The following is a 19,625-nucleotide window of genomic DNA, read 5'->3' on the forward strand; positions in this document are numbered from 1 at the left end:
TCAGGCGCGCGATCTGCTGTCGCCGAGTGAGCGGGGGTGGCGCGGGGTCTGTCGCTGGGGGAGGGTTCGGATCCGGTGTGGGAAACGGGTCACCTGTGGTCATGAATCCCCCAGTGCATCGGTGTTGTGAGCGAAAACCACTGTATGGCAGCGGATGTCGAACAGTTCGGGATGAGGGCTATCCATCTCACCGGGCTCGGTGTCGGCGGAATTCTGGACTGCACCAACGTGATCGCCAGCGAGTACTCCTCCACGCGCTGGCGCGGGTTGCCCATCGGTCTCTACACCGCGGGCTACGGGCTCGGCGCGACACTCGGCGGCCTGGCCGCGGTGTTCCTGCGCGACGAATACGGCTGGCGGGCGGTGTTCGTGTGCGGCGCCGTGCTCACCGGTCTGGCGCTGATGTTGCTGGCGCTGTTGCTACCGGAATCGGTGGATTACCTGCTCACCGGCGGACGGCGGGACGTACTCGGCCGGGTCAACCGCATCGCCGCGCGCATCGGCCAGGAACCGCTGCCCGAACTTCCCCCGACGCCGGCTTCGGGCGCCCCGCGCGCGGGCAGGGTCCCCGACCTGTGGGCGAGCGCGTCCGGAATCGTCCACGGACCGAGAAGGTCTCGATGCGGCGCGCTCTACACTGACGGCATGGCGATCCAGGGGTCACTCACGCGGGCTGAGTCCCTGGTGTCGCATATCCAAGATCGGATCGCGGCGGGGGAGTTGCGGGCGGGCGACAAGCTGGGCACCCGCCAGCAGCTGCAGGAAGAGTCGGGGATGGCGCGGGGGACCGTCATCGAGGCAGTTCGGCTGCTGCAGGATCGTGGCGTCATCACCGTGCGCCCCGGTCCCGGCGGCGGGTTGTTCGTCGCGGAGCGGTCCTCGATCGTCCGTCTCGGCCGCACCCTGCTGACCGTCGACAACGACCCAGGTGGGGTGGCGGAGGCGATCGCCGTCCGCGAGGAACTCGAGCCATTGGTCGCCGAATTGGCGGCCAGGCACCGCAGTCCCGCCGATCTCGCGGAGCTGCGCCGACTGCTCGACACCGTCCGCGATGCCGCCGGTGACCCGGAGGGATTCATCCGCGCCGTGTGGGGATTGCATCGCCGGATTGTCGCGATCGTCCCGAATCGTGTGCTGCGCGGCACCTATCTGGGGCTCGAGGAGTACATCGAGCAGCACGCCACCAGGGCCAGTCGAGCCCGTGATGGGGGCAATTCCGAGTACTTCGCCCGCCGCACCGCCGTCCACGAGGAACTGGTAGCCGCCATCGAATCCGGCGATCCGGCCCGTGCTCGTGCGGCTGCCGCCGAGCACGCACGGCACTGAATTTCGGGATCCATGTCCCGCTGACCAGCTCTTTCGCTCTCATATTTGGTGTGATGGGCGTCTAATCGAGCCGAATGGTTGACACCACCCCCCGGTTTGTGGCTACCATCACACATAACGGTTATAACCGTTTCTGGAGGTCTGGCCTCCACCATCCTTTGACCAGAGGTACCGCATGACACTCCCAACGACTTCGACCCGGGTGGGTCGCGGCGCTGTGCTCGTTCCGATTCTGTGCTGGGCCGCGCTACTGAGCGACGGCTATGACCTGTTCGTCTACGGCGCGACGCTGCCCGCTCTGATCGGCCACGAACCGTGGCACATCACCGCCGCGGCGGCGGGCTTCGTCGGCAGCGCGGCACTGGTCGGTGTGCTGATCGGCTCGCTGACCGCCGGTACGCTCACCGACCTGCTCGGCAGGCGACGACTTTTCCTGGCCTGCTTGACCCTGTTCTCGGCGGCGACATTTGTGACGGCCTTCTCGCCCACCTTCGAGGTGTTCGCCGCGACCCGGCTGGCCGCAGGACTCGGCATCGGCGGCTTGCTGCCGACGGCGATCGCCATGGCCGCCGAATTCGCCGCACCCGAATACCGGTCCCGAGTGCTCGGCATGGTGCTGACCGGGCCCGCGTTCGGCGGTGTCCTCGCCTCGACGGCGTCGCTGGTGCTGCTCGAGGACTTCGGGTTCCGTCCGGTGTATGCCCTCGGCGCGATTCCGCTGGTCACCTTGCTGCCCATCGCCTTCGCGAAGCTGCCCGAATCACGGGTTTTCGCCGTGGTGAAAGCCGACGACGGCCGGTCGGTGAAGTCCCCGGTGGCCGAGCTCTTCGGCGCGGGGATGACCAGGGCGACGGTGGGTATCTGGTTCGTCGCCGTGTGCAGCATGCTGACGATGTTCGGGGTGACCACGTGGTTGCCGCAGATCATGCGCAACGCCGGCTATCCCATCGGATCGGCGGTCACCTTCCTGCTGATCTACAGCGCCGGCGCCATCGCGGGCACTCTTATCGCCGCGGCGCTGGCCGAGCAATTCGGCCCGAAACCGTTGGTGCTCACCGGTTTCGCGACCGCCGCGGTGGCGCTGGCGCTGCTCGGCACGCATCCGCCGACGGCCGTGCTGATGCTGCTGGTCGCGGTGGCCGGGTTCGGCGGCCTTGGTACCCAGAACATGCTCAACGACCACATCGCCTGCTTCTACCCGGCCCGGATCCGGGCGACCGGCCTCGGCTGGGCGCTGGGTATCGGGCGGGTGGGCGCGATCGCCGGACCGACCTACGGCGCCGCTTTCGTCGCAGGCGGCGGCGCGGTGATCGTCAGTTCGCTCGCGTTCGCCGCGCCCGCCCTGATCGGCGGCGTGCTGATGGCCACCCTCCCGCGCCGGCCACGCACCAGCGAAACCACAACTCCCGTAGACCACGATGCCGCTTCACTGCCGGCCACACCCTGAGGAAAGTGACTCGATGAAACTCATCGGCTACCGCACCAGCGAACAGGACCCGATCTCGGTCGGTGTGCTCGACGGCGAGACCATCCGCCCGCTCGCCCCACTCGACGAATTCTGGAGCGACGCCTTCACCTGGATCGACCGCGCGCAGCAGATCGAAACACCGGGAATCGACGTGGCCCTGGTCAATGTCGTCGCGCCCGTTCCGGCTTCGGCTCGGGTGATCTGCGTCGGGCTCAACTATCGCGCACACGCCGCGGAGGGTGGCTTCATCCCGCCCGAATATCCGACCCTGTTCGGCCGCTGGCCCGCATCGCTCACCGTCGGCGATGTGTCCGCGCCGGTGCCTGCCAACGAAGCGGGCCTGGATTGGGAGGGCGAGGTCGCCGCGTTCATCGGCACCAGGCTCGAAAGTGTGGATCCGGCAACGGGAGTCGCGGGCGTCGCCGGTTACGCCTGCTTCAACGACCTCACCTCGCGCAAGGCGCAGAAACTCACCGCGCAATGGACACTCGGCAAGAACGGCGACCGGTCGGGGCCGCTGGGGCCGCTGGTTCCGGCGCACGAGGTCGGGGACCTGTCCGAGGGGCTGCGCGTGCGCACCAGGGTCAACGGCACCCTCGTTCAGGACGGCAACACCCGCGACTTCATCTTCCCGCTCGGCGACATCATCGCGCTGATCAGCGAAACCTTCACCCTGCATCCCGGTGACATCATCGCCACCGGCACCCCCGAAGGTGTCGGCTACGTGCGCAATCCGCCGTGGCTGCTGGGGCCCGGTGACATCGTCGAGGTCGAGATCGACAAACTCGGTGTACTGCGCACGCCGATCGTCGATGCGAGCGGAAGGAAAGGGGCATGACCGACACCACGGCGGATCCGGTGCTGATCGTCGGCGGTGGACCCTCCGGGCTGGCCGCCGCCCTGGAGCTGGCGCGGCACCGGGTGCGCAGCATCGTCATCGAACCGCGTGTCGAGGTCGACACCACCCGCCCGAGGGCGAAAACGACCAACGCGCGGACCATGACCCATCTGCGCAGGTGGGGGCTCGCCGACGAATTGCGCGCGGCCGCACCGCTTTCCGTGGAATGGGCCCAGGACATCGTGTTCTGTTCGACGCTGCTCGGCTATGAGATCACCCGATTCGCCAACGGCTTCCAGCTCGAGGTCGACCGGCCGGAATGGGCACCGGAACCGGGGCAGCAGGCGCCGCAACCGGTGGTGGAGCTCGTCCTGCGCGGCGCCGTCGAACGCGACCAGTACGTCCAGCTGCGCCTGGGTGCCCGCGTCACAGCGCTCGACGAGTTGCCCGACGGCACCGTCCGCGCGATCGTCGAAGACGAGGCGGGCGCGAGCACCACCATCGACGCGCAGTACGTGCTCGGCTGTGACGGTGGTGGGAGCATCGTGCGCGAGAGCATCGGCGCGCAGTTCGAAGGTTCCTCGGGCGAACGGCCCAACCTCAGCATTCTGTTCCGCGCACCCGGCCTCGCCGAGCGGGTGCGGTTCGCCAATGCCGTCCACTACTGGGTGATGGCGCCTGGCGCGGCCGGGATCGTGGGGCGGCTCGATCGCGCGGACACCTGGTGGGCCATCGTGCAGGGCGTCGACGTGCGGACGGGGATTGTCGATCCGGAGGCGTTGCTGCATGCGCTGATCGGGGATCGGGCGCCGGTGGAGGTGATCGCGACCGATCCGTGGGTGGCGCGAAAACTGCTGTCCGACAAGTACCGCCGGGATCGGATCTTCCTGGTCGGGGACGCCGCGCACCTCAACCCGCCTTGGGGTGGGCACGGGTACAACACCTGCATCGGCGACGCGGTGAACATCGCCTGGAAGATCGCCGCGACCGTGCACGGCTGGGGCGGCCCGGCGCTGCTCGACAGCTACGCGGCCGAACGCCGTCCGGTCGCCGCGCGCACGATCGCCGACGCGGGCGCTCAGGAAACAGCGCTGGCACACCACTTCTCGACGGTCGAGATCGGGGAAGCGGGCCCGCCGGCCGATCTCGCGCGCAGCAGGACCGCGACCGCGCTCGCGGTGAAGAAGAGCGAATTCCATTCGCTCGGACTGGTATTGGGCTATCACTACGGCAACTCGGCCGTCATTGTTTCCGACGGATCCGCGCCACCGCCGCAGGATCCGATCGAGTATGTGCCTTCCGCCTGCCCCGGCGCACTACTGCCGCACGTGTGGCTGCGCGAGGGCCGGTCACTGTATGACGTGCTCGGCCCGGAATTCACCCTGCTCGTGCTCGTCGACGACGCGCCCGCACCCGATATCGCCCCGATTCTGGCGCGGGCCGAGGAGTTGCGCGTTCGAGTGACGGTGCGGTCGCTCTCGGCCGCCGACACTGAGGACGGGCGATCCCCGCACGAGATCTTCGGTGCTCGCCTGCTCCTGGTTCGTCCCGATCAACACGTGGCGTGGCGGGGTAATGATCCGGCTGTCGCGGAGAAGGCCGTCGATGTCGTCGCCGGCTGGTGAGCGCTCGCCCGCCGGGCGCACCGACCGGCTCGCGATCGTGGCAGACCGGGCGCCGGTACTCGCGCTGCTCGCCGGGCTGGTCGATCCGGGCGGGTTCCGGCCCTGGCCGGACCGGCTCGTCGATGTCGGCCCCGATGCCGGGTACGCACGGCAGTTGGGCGCTGCCCGTGCGCGAACCGGGCTCGACGAAGCCGTCGTCGTGGGTGAGGCTCGGCTGGGTGGGCGCCGGATCGCGGTGCTGGCAGGTGAATTCGGGTTTCTCGGCGGGTCGATCGGTGTCGCCGCCGCGCACCGGCTGGTGACTGCCATCGAGCGCGCCACCAGCAAAGGGTTGCCGCTGCTGGCGCTGCCCTGCTCCGGCGGCACCCGCATGCAGGAGGGCACAGTCGCTTTCGTGCAGATGGTCAAGATCGCCGCGGCCGTCGCCGATCACAAGCGGGCCGGGTTGCCATATCTGGTCTATCTGCGCCACCCCACCACCGGCGGGGTCTTCGCGTCCTGGGCCTCGATGGGACACCTCACCCTCGCCGAGCCGGGCGCGCTGGTCGGATTTCTCGGTCCTCGGGTCTACGCGGCGCTCGGTGCACCCCTGCCCGAGGGCGTGCAGCGCAGCGAGAACCTGCTCGCGCACGGACTCGTCGACGCCGTGGTGTCACCGGAGGCGCTTGGGGGGTGGCTGTCGCGGGCGCTGGCGGTACTCGATCGCGTCGGCGAACCGGGCATCGGACACCAGGCAGGCATACCCGATGTCGCCGAAGCCGGGCCCGGCACCCTGGACCTGGGTGGGCAACCGGACGACGGCGCAGCGCACGCCGGTGCGGATCGGGGCGGCGAAACGACCACCGAAGTGTCCGCGCTGCCGCCGCGGGCCATCCCCGGCGCGGGATCACCCACCGACCCGTGGGAATCGGTGCTCCGCACGCGCCTGCCCGATCGCGTCGCCGCAGCGGACCTGCTCGCCCTCTGGCCCGACCACGTGTCGCTGCACGGCAGCGCCGAGGGCGATGCCGCACCCGGCGTGCTGGCCGCGATCGCGCGGATCGGCGGCGCGCCCTGTGTCTTCCTCGGGCACAGCCGACAGCCGGGCCCCGGCGCCGCCGCGACGCTGACCGATGGCGCCCTGCGCACAGCCCGGCGCGCGATTCGGCTCGCCGCCGAACTGTCGCTGCCGGTGGTGACCGTCATCGATACCGGGGGAGCGGAATTGAGCACGGCCGCCGAGGAACAGGGGATCGCCGGTCAGATCGCGCGCTGCCTCGCGGATCTGATCACCCTCGAGACAACGACCGTGTCGATCCTGCTCGGACAGGGCACCGGTGGGGCGGCACTGGCCTGGCTGCCCGCCGACCGGGTCATCGCCACCCAGCACGCGTGGCTGAGCCCGCTCCCACCCGAGGGTGCCAGCGCCGTCGTCCACCACGACGTCGACCACGCCGCGCAGCTGGCCCGCGAGCAGGGCATCCACGCGAATGCCTTGTCACGCAACGGAATAGTCGACGAGATCATCAGCGAACACGGCGATCCGACCCAGGTGTGCCTGCGCGTCGGCGCCGCCGTCGAACATGCCTTGCGCGCACTCGCGACCACGAATCCGGCCGACCGATACACCCGCAGACGCCACCGCTACCGCGAACTCGGGGTGTCCGCATGACGCCCTCCCTCCCCCCGAGCCGAGAACAGGAGCTCAGCATGTCCGCTCTGTACGAAGCGCCACAGACCGCGACCAAACTGGTGGTCACGGCCATGGGCCTGATCGACACTTTCGACCGAGACCAGCGCGCCGAAGCGGTCGTCGCCGACTTCACCGACCCGCGCAGGCTCGACTGGGACATCATCCCGCGCCCGGACCGCACCGGCCTCCCGCTGCACCGCCTCGACCGGCACCAGAAGGTGCTGATGTGGGACCTGATCCGGCTGGCCGTACCCCTGCGCACCTTCACCAAGGTGCTGGCGATACCCCAACTCGAACATGTGCTGCGCGACTACGAATACGACTTCCTCGGCCCCGCGCTGCCCGCGTGGCGTACCTCGGATTCGTACTTCCTGACCTTCTTCGGCCGCCCCGGATTCGAAGACACCTGGACGATGCGGTTCCTCGGTCACCACGTGTGCCTCAACATCACCGTCGTCGAACAGCGGTGGATCGCCGCGACGCCGGTGGCGCTGGGTCAGCAGCCCACCGAATACGACGGCGTGCTGCATCCACTGGCCGACGACGAGGGCCTCGGTTTCGAACTGCTGGCCGGATTGGACGACGACCAGCGTGCCGAGGCTGTGATCCACGATGTCGCGCCCGCTGATTTCGTCACCAGGCAGGTGCCACGCATCGGCGCCTACGAATATCCGGATCACTATGACCTCGGTATGCCCGACTACACGATCACCGATTCCGACCGGGTGGCACTGAAGTTCGTCCGCGACAATCCCGCGGGCATCGCCGGGGACACACTCGACGCGGCCGGGCAGCACCTGCTGTGGCGCCTTGTCGATTGCTACCTGGACAGGTTGCCCGGCGAAGCCGCCGACGCACACCGAAAGGCATTGCGAGCGGCGGGTATCGGGGAAATCCACTTCGCCTGGGCCGGTGCGCCGACCCGGGGAAAGCCACACTATTTCCGGGTGCAGACTCGCCACCACCTCATCGAAGCGGTCAATGCCGTCGGTGGCGGAAATCATCTGCACACCGTGCTGCGCGACTTCGACAACGACTTCGCACACGGACTGCTCGATGCACAAGCCAACCGTGACAGGTCTTGGGGAACAGCACATCTCGGCAGCCGTTCGGTGTCGAGCGCGGAATCCGATCCCGGTCTCGAATGAGACCCTCCTGCCAACTCCTGTGAGGAAACCACGATGCCAGTACCACTGCTGAGCTCCCTGTATCGCGCGACCGACGGGGCCGACCCCCTGGTAACCGTCGACGGCCGGTCCCTGTCGAGGGAGGAACTGCTGGCCGCGGCCGCCGCTGTCGCCGACAAGGTCGCGGGCGCGAGGGCGGTCGCCGTCGACGCGCGACCCGAACTCGAGACGGTCGTCGCCGTCGTCGGCTGCCTGCTTGCCGGGGTGGCGGCGGTTCCGGTGCCCGCCGACGCCGGTGCGGTCGAGCGGCAGCACATCCTCGCCGACTCGGGTGCGCAACTGTGGCTCGGCGAGCCCCGAGCGGATGTCGGGGTGCCGACGATCACGGTGGATCCGGGCGCGCGGTCGTCGTCGAGCTACCCGCAGGTCGACCCCGCGGTGCCGGCCGTCATCATCTATACCTCCGGCACCACCGGAGCCCCGAAGGGCGTGGTGCTGTCGGGCCGGGCGATCGCGGCGAGCGTCGACGGCCTCGCGCAGGCCTGGCAGTGGAGCTCGGAAGATGTTCTGGTACACGGACTTCCGCTGTTCCACATCCACGGTCTCATCCTCGGCGTGCTCGGTGCGCTGCGCATCGGATCACCGTTGATCCACACCGGCCGCCCGACGCCGCAGCGGTACGCGGCGGCCGGGGGGACCCTTTATTTCGGGGTGCCGACCGTGTGGTCGCGGGTGTGCGCCGACCCCTCCTCGGCGCGGGCACTGTCGGCCGCCCGCCTGCTCGTCTCCGGCAGCGCCCCGCTGCCGGTGCCCGTATTCGACGAGCTCACCGCACTGACCGGAGCGGCCCCCGTCGAGCGCTACGGCATGACCGAAACGGCGATCACCGTGAGCACCCGCGCCGACGGTGAGCGGAGACCGGGTTGGGTGGGCTTACCCTTGGCCGGGGTGCGGACCCGCCTGCGCACCGAGTCCGGCGACCTGGCCGCACACGACGGAGAAACACTGGGGCAGTTGGAGATCCACAGCCCCTCCCTCTTCGACGGGTACCTGAACAATCCGGCCAAGACCGCCGAGGCGCTGACCGGCGACGGTTGGTTCCGCACCGGCGATATCGCCGTCATCGATGCGGGCGGCTTCCACCGCATCGTGGGCCGCGCCTCGGTCGACCTGATCAAGTCCGGCGGCTACCGCATCGGGGCGGGCGAGGTGGAGCAGGCCCTGCTGGCCCACCCCGCGGTCGAGGAGGCCGCGGTCATCGGCGTCCCCGACACCGACCTCGGTCAACGGATCGTCGCCTATGTGGTCGGTGCCGTACCCGAGGAGAAATCGCTCATCGACTTCGTCGCGGGCACCTTGTCGATCCACAAACGGCCACGCGAGATCCGCATCGTGGACGCGCTGCCGCGCAACGCGATGGGCAAGGTGCAGAAGAATGTGCTCCTGGACGAACAGCGCCGTTCGCGGCGATGAAGCGGCGCCGCGCGAGCGCGCGCTGATAGAGTATCTACTCAGGCAGAGACCCACGGTGAGGCCTTACAACCGCTGCGGCGGCGACCCAGGCCCAGTCTCTCCGCTCGAAGGAGTTCCTCCCTTGGACACGGCTTCGCCCGTAGTCCGTTCCACCACCGAGTACGCACCTGGTTTGCTGCTCGATATCGTGCGCCCATGGCATTCGACGCGGCGACCTTTGGCTGCGATCGTATGGCTACATGGTGGTGGATGGCGGCTACAAGACAGAACTGCCTGCCCAGATCTGGTGCGGCATTACGCTTCACATGACTTCGTCATGGTCAGTGTGGACTATCGGTTGGCGCCGACGACGACCCATCCCGGCCAGCTTTTCGATATTCGTCGTGCGGTGCGGTGGTTACGCGTCAACGGTGCCGAATACGGCATCGACCCCGACCGGATCGGGGTGTGGGGCTCGTCGGCGGGTGGCCACCTGGCGGCCCTCACCGGAGTGCATTCCGGCGTGCTCCGATTGCCCGGCGAAGAAGAGGTTTCGGTCAGCAGTGCGGTAGCCGCGGTGATGGATGGCTACGGGGCCGCCGACCTGCCCGCCATGGTCGATCTCACGGGACAGCAGGCGCCCCGGGACCACGATTCTCCCGAGGCCGGTCTGCTCGGCGGCGCGATCCGGGACAAACTGGATTCCGCGGTGTCGGCGAGCCCGGCACGGCAGGTGAACGGCGGCACACCACCGTTTCTCATCATGCACGGACTCGCCGACAACTTGGTGCCGCCCAGCCAAAGCGTGGCCATGTACAACGCTCTCGCGGCACACGGGAACGACGCGACCCTCTACCTCATCGAAGGTTTCGGGCACGGATTCCTCAATCCCGGCGATGTGCTCGAGCTCGGCCCGGACCAGCATCTCGACCAGGGCCGTCTCGAACGCGAGCCCACGGCGCGCGCACAGATCCGCACCACCACCGAGGCGGGCGCCGACCTCGCCGAACGACATCCGTGTGCGTCCTTTTCCGCCATCGCGGATTTCTTCGCCCGAACACTGAAAGCAGGTCAGTGCCGATCATGACGGCCTTCGACATTCCGACTATCGACGAGGTCCATTCCCTCGCTCCAGCCATCGACACCCTGCCCGGGCGCTGCGCCCCCTACTACATGGCCGCCGGCGAGGGTGAACGCCACGAAATCGGTGGACAGCTGATCACCGTGATCGCTCGTGCCGAAGACACCGGCGGGCAATTCGGTGCCGCATATATCTACGGCGGCAAGGGTATCGAGACACCGTTCATCTCCCACGAGCACGAGCACCGCTTTCTGTATGTCACCGACGGAGAATTGCAGGTGTGGTTACCGGGCGAAACGCAGGTCCTCGCGCCCGGCGGATCCGTCGCGATTCCACCCGGCGTTCCCTACGCCTACCGGATGCTCTCGCACCGTACGCGGTTCCTGAGCTGGCTCACGATCGGTGACGGCCACCGGTTCGCGCAGGCGAGCGGCTACGAAACCTCGTCACACGTGTTCGATATCGATGCGGAGCAACCGATTTCGCCGATGCGGCAGTCGGAACTGGCGGCGCGGTTCGGCGTCCGGATCCACGACCTGGACAAGCGTGATCTGTCCCCGCGCACCGGTGCCGAGCTGCCGTTGGATCAGACGCCCTATGTCCTCGAGGCCGGCGAGGGTGACCGATGGGCAAGCATGGGTCAACTCAATTCCTACCTGGCGCGTTCCCGCAATACCGGCGGAACCTACTTCGCCATGCACACCATCGGCGGCAAGAGTTCCTATATCCCGCGGCATTTCCACCGGCAGCACACCGAGAACTTCCTCTGCCTGGAAGGGCGAATCCTGCTGCACGCGAACGGAAAAGAAATCCTGCTGACCAAGGGTGATTTCCTCCACGCCCCGGCAGGCACCATTCACAGTTTCGCGTTCGACAGTCACAACACCCAGATGCTCGGACTGCTGACCACCGACGTGTTCGAGAAATTCTTCGAATACATGAACACACCCACCCAGGCCCACGTGCACATCGAGGGTGGCGATGAGACCTTTCCGGTCGAGGGTTTCGCCCGTGCCCGCGCCGAACTCGACCTCGAGGTCGTCGGCCCGCCGCCGCAACGGGGTGCGGGCGGGTAATGCGGGGCAGGCTTCTTCAGTGGGCGGACTGCGCGGGTTCGCTGCGGTAGCGCGAGCGAGGTCCGTCGATGCGGCAGATCCCAGACGATGTCCCTGGTGGCCGCAGCGCTGATCACGAGTCTCCGGTATTCGGTTCGTCTTATCGGCCGAGAATCAGACGCCTGGGCGCCGACGGCTGGACGCCGTCGGCGCAGGCACCTCCCAGCTCTCAGGACGTCAGGTCGAGCCCTGTCCTGTCGGCCAATGCCTCGAGCGAGATCCCGTAGGTCGAACGCACCCGTACCTGTTCGGTGCCGAGCTCGAAAATCGCGTAGTCGCTGTAGATCCGGCTGACGCAGCGACGACCGGTCAAGGGGTAGGTGCACTCCCGCACCAGCTTGGACACGCCGTCGCGGGTGAACAGCGACATCATGACGAAGACCTGTTTGGCGCCGATGGCCAGGTCCATCGCGCCGCCGACCGCGGGGATGGCGTCGGGGCCGCCGGTGTGCCAGTTGGCGAGGTCGCCGGAGGTGGAGACTTGAAAGGCGCCGAGCACGCACACGTCGAGGTGGCCGCCGCGCATCATGGCGAAGGAATCGGCGTGGTGGAAATAGGAGGCGCCGGGGGTTTCGACGACGGGGATCTTGCCGGCGTTGATCAGGTCCGGGTCGATCTCGTCGTCGATCGCGGCGCGACCCATGCCGAGCATGCCGTTCTCGGTGTGCAAGACGACATTCTGCTCCGGTGTGAGGTGGTCGGCTACCGTTGTCGGCTGGCCGATGCCGAGGTTGAGGTACGCGCCCGCGGGGATGTCGGCGGCGATCAGCGCGGCGATCTCGTGTTTGCCGAGCGGCGCGCGGTCGGGGTATTCGACGGTTGTCGGCGTGCGGTTCATCCCGGCACTCCTTCTCGAGTCGGTTCGGCCACGTGTACCACCCGGTCCACGAAGATGGCGGGCGTGATGATGTTCTCCGGATCCAGCGCACCGGTCTCCACGACCTCGCCGACCTCGACGATGGTGGTGCTCGCGGCGGTGGCCATCACGGGACCGAAGTTGCGAGCTGTTTTGCGGTACAACAGGTTTCCCATGCGATCGGCCTTGGATGCCTTGATGAGCGCGAAGTCGCCGCGGATGGGGTATTCGAGGACGTAGTCGCGGCCGTTGATGGTGCGCTGTTCCTTGCCTTCGGCCAGGGTGGTGCCGACGCCGGTCGGGCTGAAGAACGCGCCGATACCGGCGCCCGCGGCGCGCAGCCGCTCGGCGAGGTTGCCTTGCGGTACCACCTCGAGTTCGATGCGGCCGCTGCGGTAGAGGTTGTCGAAGATCCACGAATCGTGTTGGCGGGGAAAGGAACAGATGATCTTTTGGACATTGCCGGTGGCCAGCAGTGCCGCCAGTCCTTGGTCGCCGTTGCCTGCGTTGTTGTTGACCACGGTGAGGTCTTTCGCGCCGAGTCGGCGCAGGGCATCGATGAGTTCCATCGGTTGTCCGGCGGTGCCGAAACCGCCGATCAATACTGTTGCTCCGTCGGGGATGTCGGCCACAGCGGCGTCCGGGTCAGTGCCGTGGGTGATGCTCACGCTGTCTCCTCGTTCTCCAGTACGGCAGCCAGTCCCTGGCCGACGCCGATGCAGATGGCGGCCACACCCCAGCGGATACCGGCCCGCACCAGGGCCTTCTCGGCGGCCTCGACCGGTGCGTAGCCGAAGCGGTGCGGTTCGACCGCGTGCGCGCCGCGGCTGGCGATGCGCGTCAAAGGGGTGCGGCCGAGACGGTCTGCGGCAGCGGCCGAACCGGGCAGCACTGCGGAAGCGCCGTCGCTCAGTGGTGAGGCGTTGCCCGCGGTGATCGTGCCGGGCTCGCGGAACGATGTCCGCAGTTCGGCCAGGGTGCCTGTCATCGAGCGGTGCTTCCTTCGGGTTGGGTGGTCAGCGTTTCCTGCGCGATGCGGAATGCGGTGTTGGCGTCCGGTACACCGCAATAGATCGCGGACTGCAGGATGACCTCTTTGATCTCGTCGTCGGTGAGGCCGTTGGTGCGGGCCGCGCGCAGGTGCATCGCCAGTTCCTCGTGATGGCCACGGGCGATGAGGGCGGTGAGCACGATCATCGACCGGCTGCGACGGTCCAGGCCCGACCTTGTCCAGATACCGCCCCAGGCGTAGTCGGTGATCAATTCTTGGAACTCGCGGGTCAGGTCGGTGGTGTTGGCGATGGCCCGGTCGACGTGGGAGTCGCCGAGAACGGCGCGGCGTACAGCCATTCCGGCAGCCCGCCGATCGGTCAGCGTCACTTCCCTTGGCGCTGCGTCGTCGGTCGAGAGCGGTGATGCGGTGGCCGGTCCGGATCCGGTCGGTGAACCGGTGCCCCCGGCTGGTGGCGAGCTGTATCCGGCGCTCGCGAGGCCTTCCTTCGTGGCTGGCGGGCCGACCCTGCCCGGGAGGCAGGGATCGGCCTCGGCAGTGAGGGCGTCGGCGAATCCCGCTGCCTGGGTGATGATCTGGGCGACATCGGCGGGTGCTTCGGCGGGGGCGAGGTGTGCGACTCGATCGAGGACGAGGAGCCGACCGTGGCCGACCTCGTGTGCTAACTCGGCCATGGCGGCGACTGTGGTGACCGGATCATAGGCGCCCGCGAGAGCGACGATCGGTGTGTCGATGCGCGAGAGATCGCCACGAACATCGAAGCTCGCCAGTGCGTCGCAGACTGCCGCGTATCCGGCAACGTCGGTGTCGGAAAGTGAATGCAATAGTGCCGCAGTGACTTCGGGCTGTTGGTCGACGAAACCGGGTGCGAACCAGCGTCGGGCTGATCCCTCGACCAAGACCGAGGTTCCACCCGACCGGACCAGCTCGGCCCGGTCCCGCCACAGCTGTTCGTCGCCGATGCGCGCCGCTGTACAAGCGAGGACGGCGGTGGTGATCCGGCCCGGCCAGTCGAGCAGTAGTTGCAAGCCGACCGCGCCGCCGACCGAGACACCCGCGTAGACGAAGTTGCCACCGGTCTCGCCGCGCTCGGTCAGCACGCCGTCGACGAAAGTCTGGACACCGGTAGCGAGTTCGGCGATTGTGAAGCCCTCCGCTACTGCGGCGCGATTGTGCCCGTGGCCGGGCAGATCCCAGGCCACGACGTGGAATCGCTTGCCCAGCAGACCGGCGGCGGCTGACCAGAGCGCGACCGCGGACGTGCCGAGGGATGGGCCGCAGACCAGCAGTGGCAGGGCAGGGGAGCCGCCCAGTTGCACGCCGGTCACGGTTGGGATCGTCATCGTCGACCTCCGGTGGGGGTGGGTTCCTGCGTTCGGGCGCGGTCGAGAACGCTGTCGATCAGCGCGTCGGCACTGCCCAGGTAGTGGCTCGGGTCGAAGTCCGTGTCGGCGGCATCGTCGACGAGATGGGCGAGGTTGTGCTGTTCGGCGAGGAGCCCGGAGCCCGCGGACCGCACGAGCCGAGCCATCCGGCCGGTGTCGACGTGCAGACCCGCGAGCAGTTCCGCGGTTTGATCGGCGGCGGTGAGTGCGTGCCGGGCGAGCTCGACCAGTGGCGTCCACTCGGTGTGCCATGCCCCGTCGGGGCGCTCGTCGACCGTGGTCGCGGCGGCGAGGTGGAGTTGGGCAGCGAGGCCGGGAGCGGTCAGGGCGGCACGGCGAATCAGCACCGACAGAATCGGATTGGCTTTGTGGGGCATGGTCGAGGAGCCGCCACGACCGGGTGCGGCGGGTTCGGCGAGTTCGGCGATCTCGGGGCGGGCACGGACCAGCACGTCGCCCGCGATGTGGCCCCACGCGTCCAGCGCCCGGGTGAGGGCGTCGGCGAGGCGCGTGAGCGGTGCCCGGACGGTGTGCCAGGGCGGTGACCAGGGCAGACCGAGCCGGGTGGCCGCGCTGTGGGCGAGGGTGATCGCGTCGCCCTGCCCGCCGGTCAGCCGCAGAAGTTCAGCCGGCGCGGCGAGAGTGCCTGCCGCACTGCCGATCTGGACCGGGAGTCGGTCGCGCGCGTCGCGCAGGTCGTCACGGGCTTCGAGGACACCGTGGAGCCAGTGGGCCGCGGTGAGCCCGAAGGTGACCGGGACCGCGTGCTGGGTGAGGGTGCGCCCGGCCATCGGGTCGGCGCGGTGCCGGTCGGCGAGGGTGGCCAGCGTGTGGATCTGGGTTTCGATCCGCGCCAGAACGGCGTCGGCAGTGTCGCGTAGGCCGAGGACGAGCGCGGTGTCGAGAATGTCCTGGCTGGTCAGGCCGCGGTGCACCCAGCGCGCGGCCTGCGGGTGGGAATCGGCCAGACGCGCGCGCAGCAGGGTGACGAGCGGGATCACCGGGTTGCCGCCCGCTTCGGCCGCCAGCGCCACGGCGTCCGGATCGATCGTGCCGACCGAATCGGCGAGGTCGATCGCCGCCTCGGCAGGAGCGATGCCCGCCTCGACCAGTGTTGCCAGCCATGCGGTTTCGACCTGGACCATTGCGCGGATCACCGCCGAGTCGGACAGGTGCTCGCCCGCACGATCGTCGCCCGGCCAGAGGAGCGCGGGCATCAGCGCGCTCCGTATTCGATGAAGACGGTCTCGCCGGAACCCTGCAGGGTGATATCGAAAACGAAGCCGTGTTCGTCGGGCCGGGCGATGAGCGTGGCGCGCCGCTCCTCGGGCACCGTCGACAGCAGCGGATCGTTGGCGGCGGCGTCGTGGTCGAGCGGGAGGTAGGCCCGAGTGAACAGGCGGTGCATCAACCCGCGCGCGAAGACGGTGATCGCGAAGAACGGCGCGCGGTGCGGCTCGGCCGGGCCGGGCCGCAGGGTGGTGAAGCTGTAGTGGCCGGTGTCGTCGACGGGAGTGCGACCGAAGCCGGTGAAGGTCCAGCCGTCGCGAGCCAACGAGCCCTCGACCTGCGGCACCGACCCGTTCGCGTCGGCCTGCCACAATTCGATGATGGCGTCGGGGACCGGGATCCCGGCCCCGTCGAATACGGTGCCGTGCAGCCGAATTGCCCCGGGACAGCCGACGGGGACCAGTTCGGCGCCGCCGTCGAACGGCAGGGCATAGCCGAAGAACGGGCCGACGGTCTGGCCCGGAGTGGGCGCGAGAGTGGTCATTTGTCAGTCCTCCGTCGGGGTGCGGTGGCTGCCGGTGAGCACGATGTCCCAGCGGTAGCCGGTGGCCCACTCGTGGCGGGTTACGTCGTGGTCATAGGTGGCGACCAGGCGGGCGCGCGCGGCCGGATCCACGATCGATTGGAAGATCGGGTCGAGCGAGAACAGCGGGTCGCCGGGGAAGTACATCTGGGTGATGAGGCGCTGGGTGAAATCGGTGCCGAACAGCGAGAAATGGATGTGGGCGGGACGCCAGGCGTTGTGGTGGTTCTTCCAGGGGTAGGGGCCGGGCTTGATGGTGGTGAAGGTGTAGTTGCCCTGGTCGTCGGTGAGGGTGCGGCCGACGCCGGTGAAGTTCGGGTCCAGCGGTGCCGGATGCTGGTCGCGTTGGTGGATGTAGCGGCCTGCGGCGTTGGCCTGCCAGATCTCCACGAGCTGGTTGCGCACTGGACGGCCATCGCCGTCGAGCACCCGGCCGGTCACCACGATCCGTTCGCCGAGGGGTTCGCCGCCGTCCTGGATGGTCAGATCCGACTCCAGCCGGGCGACATCGCGGTGGCCGAACACCGGGGCGAACAGCTCGATGAGTTCCGGGTCGACGTGGTGGGGGTCTTTCGTCGGGTGCCGCAGCAGGCTGCTGCGGTAGGGCGAATAGTCCAGTCGTGGCTGGGTTTCGATGGCCCCGGTGTAGTTCGCGCTGATCGAGGCCATCTCGGCACTGATCTCGGCTTGGCTCGCCGACGCCGAATCCGGGCCGGTCAGCGGCGCGAGGGGCGGCTGCTGGGTCTGGGTCACGGCCGAACCATATGTTCGGACCTCGGGTCTTGACTTGCGTCTACTTCCGCTGAGCGGAAGGCTGTTCGGATGGCAGGTAATACCAACCGGCCGGGCCTTTCGGTGACCAGCCGCGCGCTGGCGATCCTGGCCGCGTTCGACGAGCGACATCGGCGCCTCACGCTCACCGAGCTCGCGGCTCGTGCCGAGTTGCCGTTGCCGACCGCGCACCGGCTGGTCGGGGAGCTGGTCACGTGGGGTGCGTTGAGCCGAACCGAGTCCGGGAACTACGTGATCGGGCGCAGGCTGTGGGATATCGGGTTGCTCGCCCCGGTGCAGTCGGGGCTACGCCATATCGCCTCGCCCTATCTGCACGATCTGTACGGTGCGACGCTGGCGACGGTGCACCTCGCGGTACGCGACGGTGTGCAGGTGCTCTATATCGATCGGCTGTCGGGCCATGCCTCGGTCCCGGTGGTCAGCACCATCGGCTCCCGCCTGCCGCTGCATGCGACTGCGGTCGGCAAGGTGCTGTTGGCGCACGCTCCGTCGGAGATCCAGTCTGCGGTGTTCGGTGATCTGTCCAGGATCACCCGGTACACGGTGAATCAGCCGGGGGCACTGCGCCGCCAGCTCGAACGGGTGCGAGAGAACGACTTCGCCACCACCGTCGAAGAGATGAGCCTCGGCGCCTGCTCGGTGGCCGTTCCGATCCGTGCGGGAGGCGAGGTGGTGGCAGCGCTGGGTGTCGTCGTGCCGAGTCTCGAGCGCGACCAGGCACGACTGGTCAGCGCATTACAGGTCGCGGCACGCGGCATCGGTCGGAGTGTGCCGGGGCCGATCATCGACTGACCACGCTTTCACTGAGCGGAAGCCGGGCATAGCTGCGATAGTGGTGCGGACCCAGAATCTCGGCCATGTCCTCACGCACCCAGAGTCGGACCCAGATCGCCATCGTCGGCGCGGGCCCTGCCGGTCTCCTGCTTTCGCACCTGCTCGCCCATGCCGGGATCGACTCGGTCGCAGTGGATGTGCGCGGCCGCCGTGAGATCGAACAGACCCACCGGGCAGGCATTCTCGAACAGGACTCGGTGGACCTGCTCGTCGACAGCGGCGTCTCCGGCCGGGTGCACCGCGACGGTTATCGCCACGACGGGATCGAGCTTGCCTTCGGGGGTGGCAGTCACCGGATCGATTTCCACGGTCTGGTCGGCGCGTCGACCCAGCTCTACCCGCAGACCGACGTCTTCATCGACCTCGCCGACGCCAGGCAGCGCGACGGGGGAGATGTCCGGTTCGGCGTCACCGACGTCGCGGTCGGCGATCTGACCACCGATTCCCCGGTCCTGCGGTTCACCGACGCTGACGGCACCGCTCATGAGGTCCGCGCCGATTTTCTCGTCGGCGCGGACGGCTCCCGCAGCCTGTGCCGCCGTGAGGTGCCCGCCGACCGGCGCAGCCAGTATTTCCGCGAGTATCCCTTCGCGTGGTTCGGGATTCTCGCCGAAGCTCCACCGAGCGCGCCGGAGCTCATCTACAACCACTCCCCGCGCGGTTTCGCGCTGATCAGCCAGCGCACAGAAACGTTGCAGCGCATGTACTTCCAGTGTGACCCGACGGAGAACGTCGAGGACTGGTCCGACGACCGGATCTGGACCGAACTGCAAGCCCGCGTCGGCGCCAACGGCTACACCCTCGCCCAAGGCCCGATCACCGCCAAGTCCGTACTGCCGTTCCGCAGTTTCGTGCAGGAGCCCATGCACTACGGCAGGTTGGTCCTCGCCGGCGACGCCGCGCATACTGTCCCGCCTACGGGCGCGAAAGGACTCAATCTGGCGATGGCCGATGTGCGGGTGCTCGCCGAGGAATTGGAACGCGCGCTCGCGGCGGGCAGCCTCGCACCCTTGGCGACCTACAGCGAGCGGGCGCTGCGCCGAGTCTGGAAGGCTCAGCACTTCTCCTACTGGATGACCACGATGCTGCACACGCTGCCCGACGTCACCCCGTTCGACCTGCGCAGGCAGGAAGGGGAATTGGCGTCGGTGACCGGCTCGACGGCCGGCTCCACCTTCCTCGCCGAGGCCTACACCGGCTGGCCCGAACACCGGTAACGACCACAGCGG

The 19,625-nt window shown here is 68.3% G+C and carries 18 protein-coding genes; 11 read left to right on the top strand and 7 right to left on the bottom strand.

Annotated features, from left to right (window positions below; all coding sequences use genetic code 11):
* Positions 1-144 precede the first annotated feature (144 nt).
* From ACQHI0_RS07315 to ACQHI0_RS07355, 9 genes are all read left to right on the top strand, one after another.
* Entirely contained in the window at positions 145-1,326 is a 1,182-nt protein-coding gene (locus ACQHI0_RS07315; RefSeq protein WP_427907161.1) for an MFS transporter, read from the top strand.
* A gap of 175 nt (positions 1,327-1,501) precedes the next feature.
* A complete protein-coding gene (locus ACQHI0_RS07320; RefSeq protein WP_427907162.1) occupies positions 1,502-2,773 on the top strand; it encodes an MFS transporter in 1,272 nt (423 codons plus the stop codon).
* Between the two features lie 13 nt (positions 2,774-2,786).
* On the top strand, positions 2,787-3,632 hold the full coding sequence (locus tag ACQHI0_RS07325) for a fumarylacetoacetate hydrolase family protein (RefSeq protein ID WP_427907163.1): 846 nt from the start codon (positions 2,787-2,789) through the stop codon (positions 3,630-3,632).
* Entirely contained in the window at positions 3,629-5,257 is a 1,629-nt protein-coding gene (locus ACQHI0_RS07330) for an FAD-dependent monooxygenase (RefSeq protein WP_427907164.1), read from the top strand. Before ACQHI0_RS07325 ends, ACQHI0_RS07330 begins: the two co-directional genes overlap by 4 nt.
* Positions 5,238-6,908 (top strand): carboxyl transferase domain-containing protein, encoded by a 1,671-nt coding sequence (locus ACQHI0_RS07335; RefSeq protein WP_427907165.1) that lies wholly within the window; start codon positions 5,238-5,240, stop codon positions 6,906-6,908. Before ACQHI0_RS07330 ends, ACQHI0_RS07335 begins: the two co-directional genes overlap by 20 nt.
* Positions 6,909-6,946: 38 nt before the next feature.
* A complete protein-coding gene (locus ACQHI0_RS07340; RefSeq protein ID WP_427907166.1) occupies positions 6,947-8,077 on the top strand; it encodes a DUF3500 domain-containing protein in 1,131 nt (376 codons plus the stop codon).
* Between the two features lie 33 nt (positions 8,078-8,110).
* Positions 8,111-9,529 carry an acyl-CoA synthetase gene (locus ACQHI0_RS07345; RefSeq protein ID WP_427907167.1) on the top strand — a complete coding sequence of 473 codons (1,419 nt, stop codon included), beginning with the start codon at positions 8,111-8,113 and terminating at the stop codon, positions 9,527-9,529.
* Entirely contained in the window at positions 9,492-10,595 is a 1,104-nt protein-coding gene (locus ACQHI0_RS07350; RefSeq protein WP_427907168.1) for an alpha/beta hydrolase fold domain-containing protein, read from the top strand. Before ACQHI0_RS07345 ends, ACQHI0_RS07350 begins: the two co-directional genes overlap by 38 nt.
* Complete coding sequence (locus ACQHI0_RS07355; RefSeq protein ID WP_427907169.1) at positions 10,592-11,665, top strand: quercetin 2,3-dioxygenase; 1,074 nt, start codon at positions 10,592-10,594, stop codon at positions 11,663-11,665. Before ACQHI0_RS07350 ends, ACQHI0_RS07355 begins: the two co-directional genes overlap by 4 nt.
* 208 nt (positions 11,666-11,873) lie before the next feature.
* Here the strand turns inward: ACQHI0_RS07355 and ACQHI0_RS07360 are convergent, their stop codons facing one another.
* Genes ACQHI0_RS07360 through pcaH form a run of 7 tightly spaced genes read right to left on the bottom strand, consistent with a single transcriptional unit; the run spans position 11,874 to position 17,439 of the window.
* Positions 11,874-12,542 (bottom strand): 3-oxoacid CoA-transferase subunit B, encoded by a 669-nt coding sequence (locus tag ACQHI0_RS07360; RefSeq protein ID WP_427907170.1) that lies wholly within the window; start codon positions 12,540-12,542, stop codon positions 11,874-11,876.
* The gene (locus ACQHI0_RS07365; RefSeq protein ID WP_427907171.1) at positions 12,539-13,228 is read right to left on the bottom strand and encodes a 3-oxoacid CoA-transferase subunit A; all 690 of its coding nucleotides are present in this window, start codon (positions 13,226-13,228) and stop codon (positions 12,539-12,541) included. The genes ACQHI0_RS07360 and ACQHI0_RS07365 overlap by 4 nt, the downstream gene beginning before the upstream one ends.
* Positions 13,225-13,548 carry a hypothetical protein gene (locus tag ACQHI0_RS07370; protein WP_427907172.1) on the bottom strand — a complete coding sequence of 108 codons (324 nt, stop codon included), beginning with the start codon at positions 13,546-13,548 and terminating at the stop codon, positions 13,225-13,227. Before ACQHI0_RS07370 ends, ACQHI0_RS07365 begins: the two co-directional genes overlap by 4 nt.
* Positions 13,545-14,915, bottom strand: a complete 1,371-nt coding sequence (gene pcaC, locus ACQHI0_RS07375) for a 4-carboxymuconolactone decarboxylase (protein ID WP_427907173.1) — start codon at positions 14,913-14,915, stop codon at positions 13,545-13,547. The genes ACQHI0_RS07370 and pcaC overlap by 4 nt, the downstream gene beginning before the upstream one ends.
* The gene (locus ACQHI0_RS07380) at positions 14,912-16,174 is read right to left on the bottom strand and encodes a lyase family protein (protein ID WP_427907174.1); all 1,263 of its coding nucleotides are present in this window, start codon (positions 16,172-16,174) and stop codon (positions 14,912-14,914) included. The genes pcaC and ACQHI0_RS07380 overlap by 4 nt, the downstream gene beginning before the upstream one ends.
* The gene (gene pcaG / locus ACQHI0_RS07385; RefSeq protein WP_427907175.1) at positions 16,174-16,731 is read right to left on the bottom strand and encodes a protocatechuate 3,4-dioxygenase subunit alpha; all 558 of its coding nucleotides are present in this window, start codon (positions 16,729-16,731) and stop codon (positions 16,174-16,176) included. The genes ACQHI0_RS07380 and pcaG overlap by 1 nt, the downstream gene beginning before the upstream one ends.
* Before the next feature lie 3 nt (positions 16,732-16,734).
* Entirely contained in the window at positions 16,735-17,439 is a 705-nt protein-coding gene (pcaH, locus tag ACQHI0_RS07390; RefSeq protein WP_427909105.1) for a protocatechuate 3,4-dioxygenase subunit beta, read from the bottom strand.
* Positions 17,440-17,592: 153 nt separating this feature from the next.
* On the opposite strand from pcaH, the gene ACQHI0_RS07395 reads away from it, so the two are divergent.
* Positions 17,593-18,354, top strand: coding sequence for an IclR family transcriptional regulator (locus tag ACQHI0_RS07395; protein WP_427907176.1), 762 nt, complete (start codon positions 17,593-17,595; stop codon positions 18,352-18,354).
* A gap of 65 nt (positions 18,355-18,419) precedes the next feature.
* Entirely contained in the window at positions 18,420-19,613 is a 1,194-nt protein-coding gene (locus tag ACQHI0_RS07400) for a 4-hydroxybenzoate 3-monooxygenase (RefSeq protein ID WP_427907177.1), read from the top strand.
* The last annotated feature ends 12 nt before the right edge of the window (positions 19,614-19,625 follow it).

This window comes from Nocardia sp. FBN12 (genome assembly GCF_050320175.1).
Classification (GTDB): Bacteria; Actinomycetota; Actinomycetes; order Mycobacteriales; family Mycobacteriaceae; genus Nocardia.

Coding starts and splice junctions, on each gene's coding strand:
- ACQHI0_RS07315 (WP_427907161.1), top strand. CDS start 145: ATGGCAGCGGATGTCGAACAGTTCGGGATGAGGGCTATCCATCTCACC.
- ACQHI0_RS07320 (WP_427907162.1), top strand. CDS start 1,502: ATGACACTCCCAACGACTTCGACCCGGGTGGGTCGCGGCGCTGTGCTC.
- ACQHI0_RS07325 (WP_427907163.1), top strand. CDS start 2,787: ATGAAACTCATCGGCTACCGCACCAGCGAACAGGACCCGATCTCGGTC.
- ACQHI0_RS07330 (WP_427907164.1), top strand. CDS start 3,629: ATGACCGACACCACGGCGGATCCGGTGCTGATCGTCGGCGGTGGACCC.
- ACQHI0_RS07335 (WP_427907165.1), top strand. CDS start 5,238: ATGTCGTCGCCGGCTGGTGAGCGCTCGCCCGCCGGGCGCACCGACCGG.
- ACQHI0_RS07340 (WP_427907166.1), top strand. CDS start 6,947: ATGTCCGCTCTGTACGAAGCGCCACAGACCGCGACCAAACTGGTGGTC.
- ACQHI0_RS07345 (WP_427907167.1), top strand. CDS start 8,111: ATGCCAGTACCACTGCTGAGCTCCCTGTATCGCGCGACCGACGGGGCC.
- ACQHI0_RS07350 (WP_427907168.1), top strand. CDS start 9,492: ATGTGCTCCTGGACGAACAGCGCCGTTCGCGGCGATGAAGCGGCGCCG.
- ACQHI0_RS07355 (WP_427907169.1), top strand. CDS start 10,592: ATGACGGCCTTCGACATTCCGACTATCGACGAGGTCCATTCCCTCGCT.
- ACQHI0_RS07360 (WP_427907170.1), bottom strand. CDS start 12,542: ATGAACCGCACGCCGACAACCGTCGAATACCCCGACCGCGCGCCGCTC.
- ACQHI0_RS07370 (WP_427907172.1), bottom strand. CDS start 13,548: ATGACAGGCACCCTGGCCGAACTGCGGACATCGTTCCGCGAGCCCGGC.
- pcaC (WP_427907173.1), bottom strand. CDS start 14,915: ATGACGATCCCAACCGTGACCGGCGTGCAACTGGGCGGCTCCCCTGCC.
- ACQHI0_RS07380 (WP_427907174.1), bottom strand. CDS start 16,174: ATGCCCGCGCTCCTCTGGCCGGGCGACGATCGTGCGGGCGAGCACCTG.
- pcaG (WP_427907175.1), bottom strand. CDS start 16,731: ATGACCACTCTCGCGCCCACTCCGGGCCAGACCGTCGGCCCGTTCTTC.
- pcaH (WP_427909105.1), bottom strand. CDS start 17,439: ATGGCCTCGATCAGCGCGAACTACACCGGGGCCATCGAAACCCAGCCA.
- ACQHI0_RS07395 (WP_427907176.1), top strand. CDS start 17,593: ATGGCAGGTAATACCAACCGGCCGGGCCTTTCGGTGACCAGCCGCGCG.
- ACQHI0_RS07400 (WP_427907177.1), top strand. CDS start 18,420: ATGTCCTCACGCACCCAGAGTCGGACCCAGATCGCCATCGTCGGCGCG.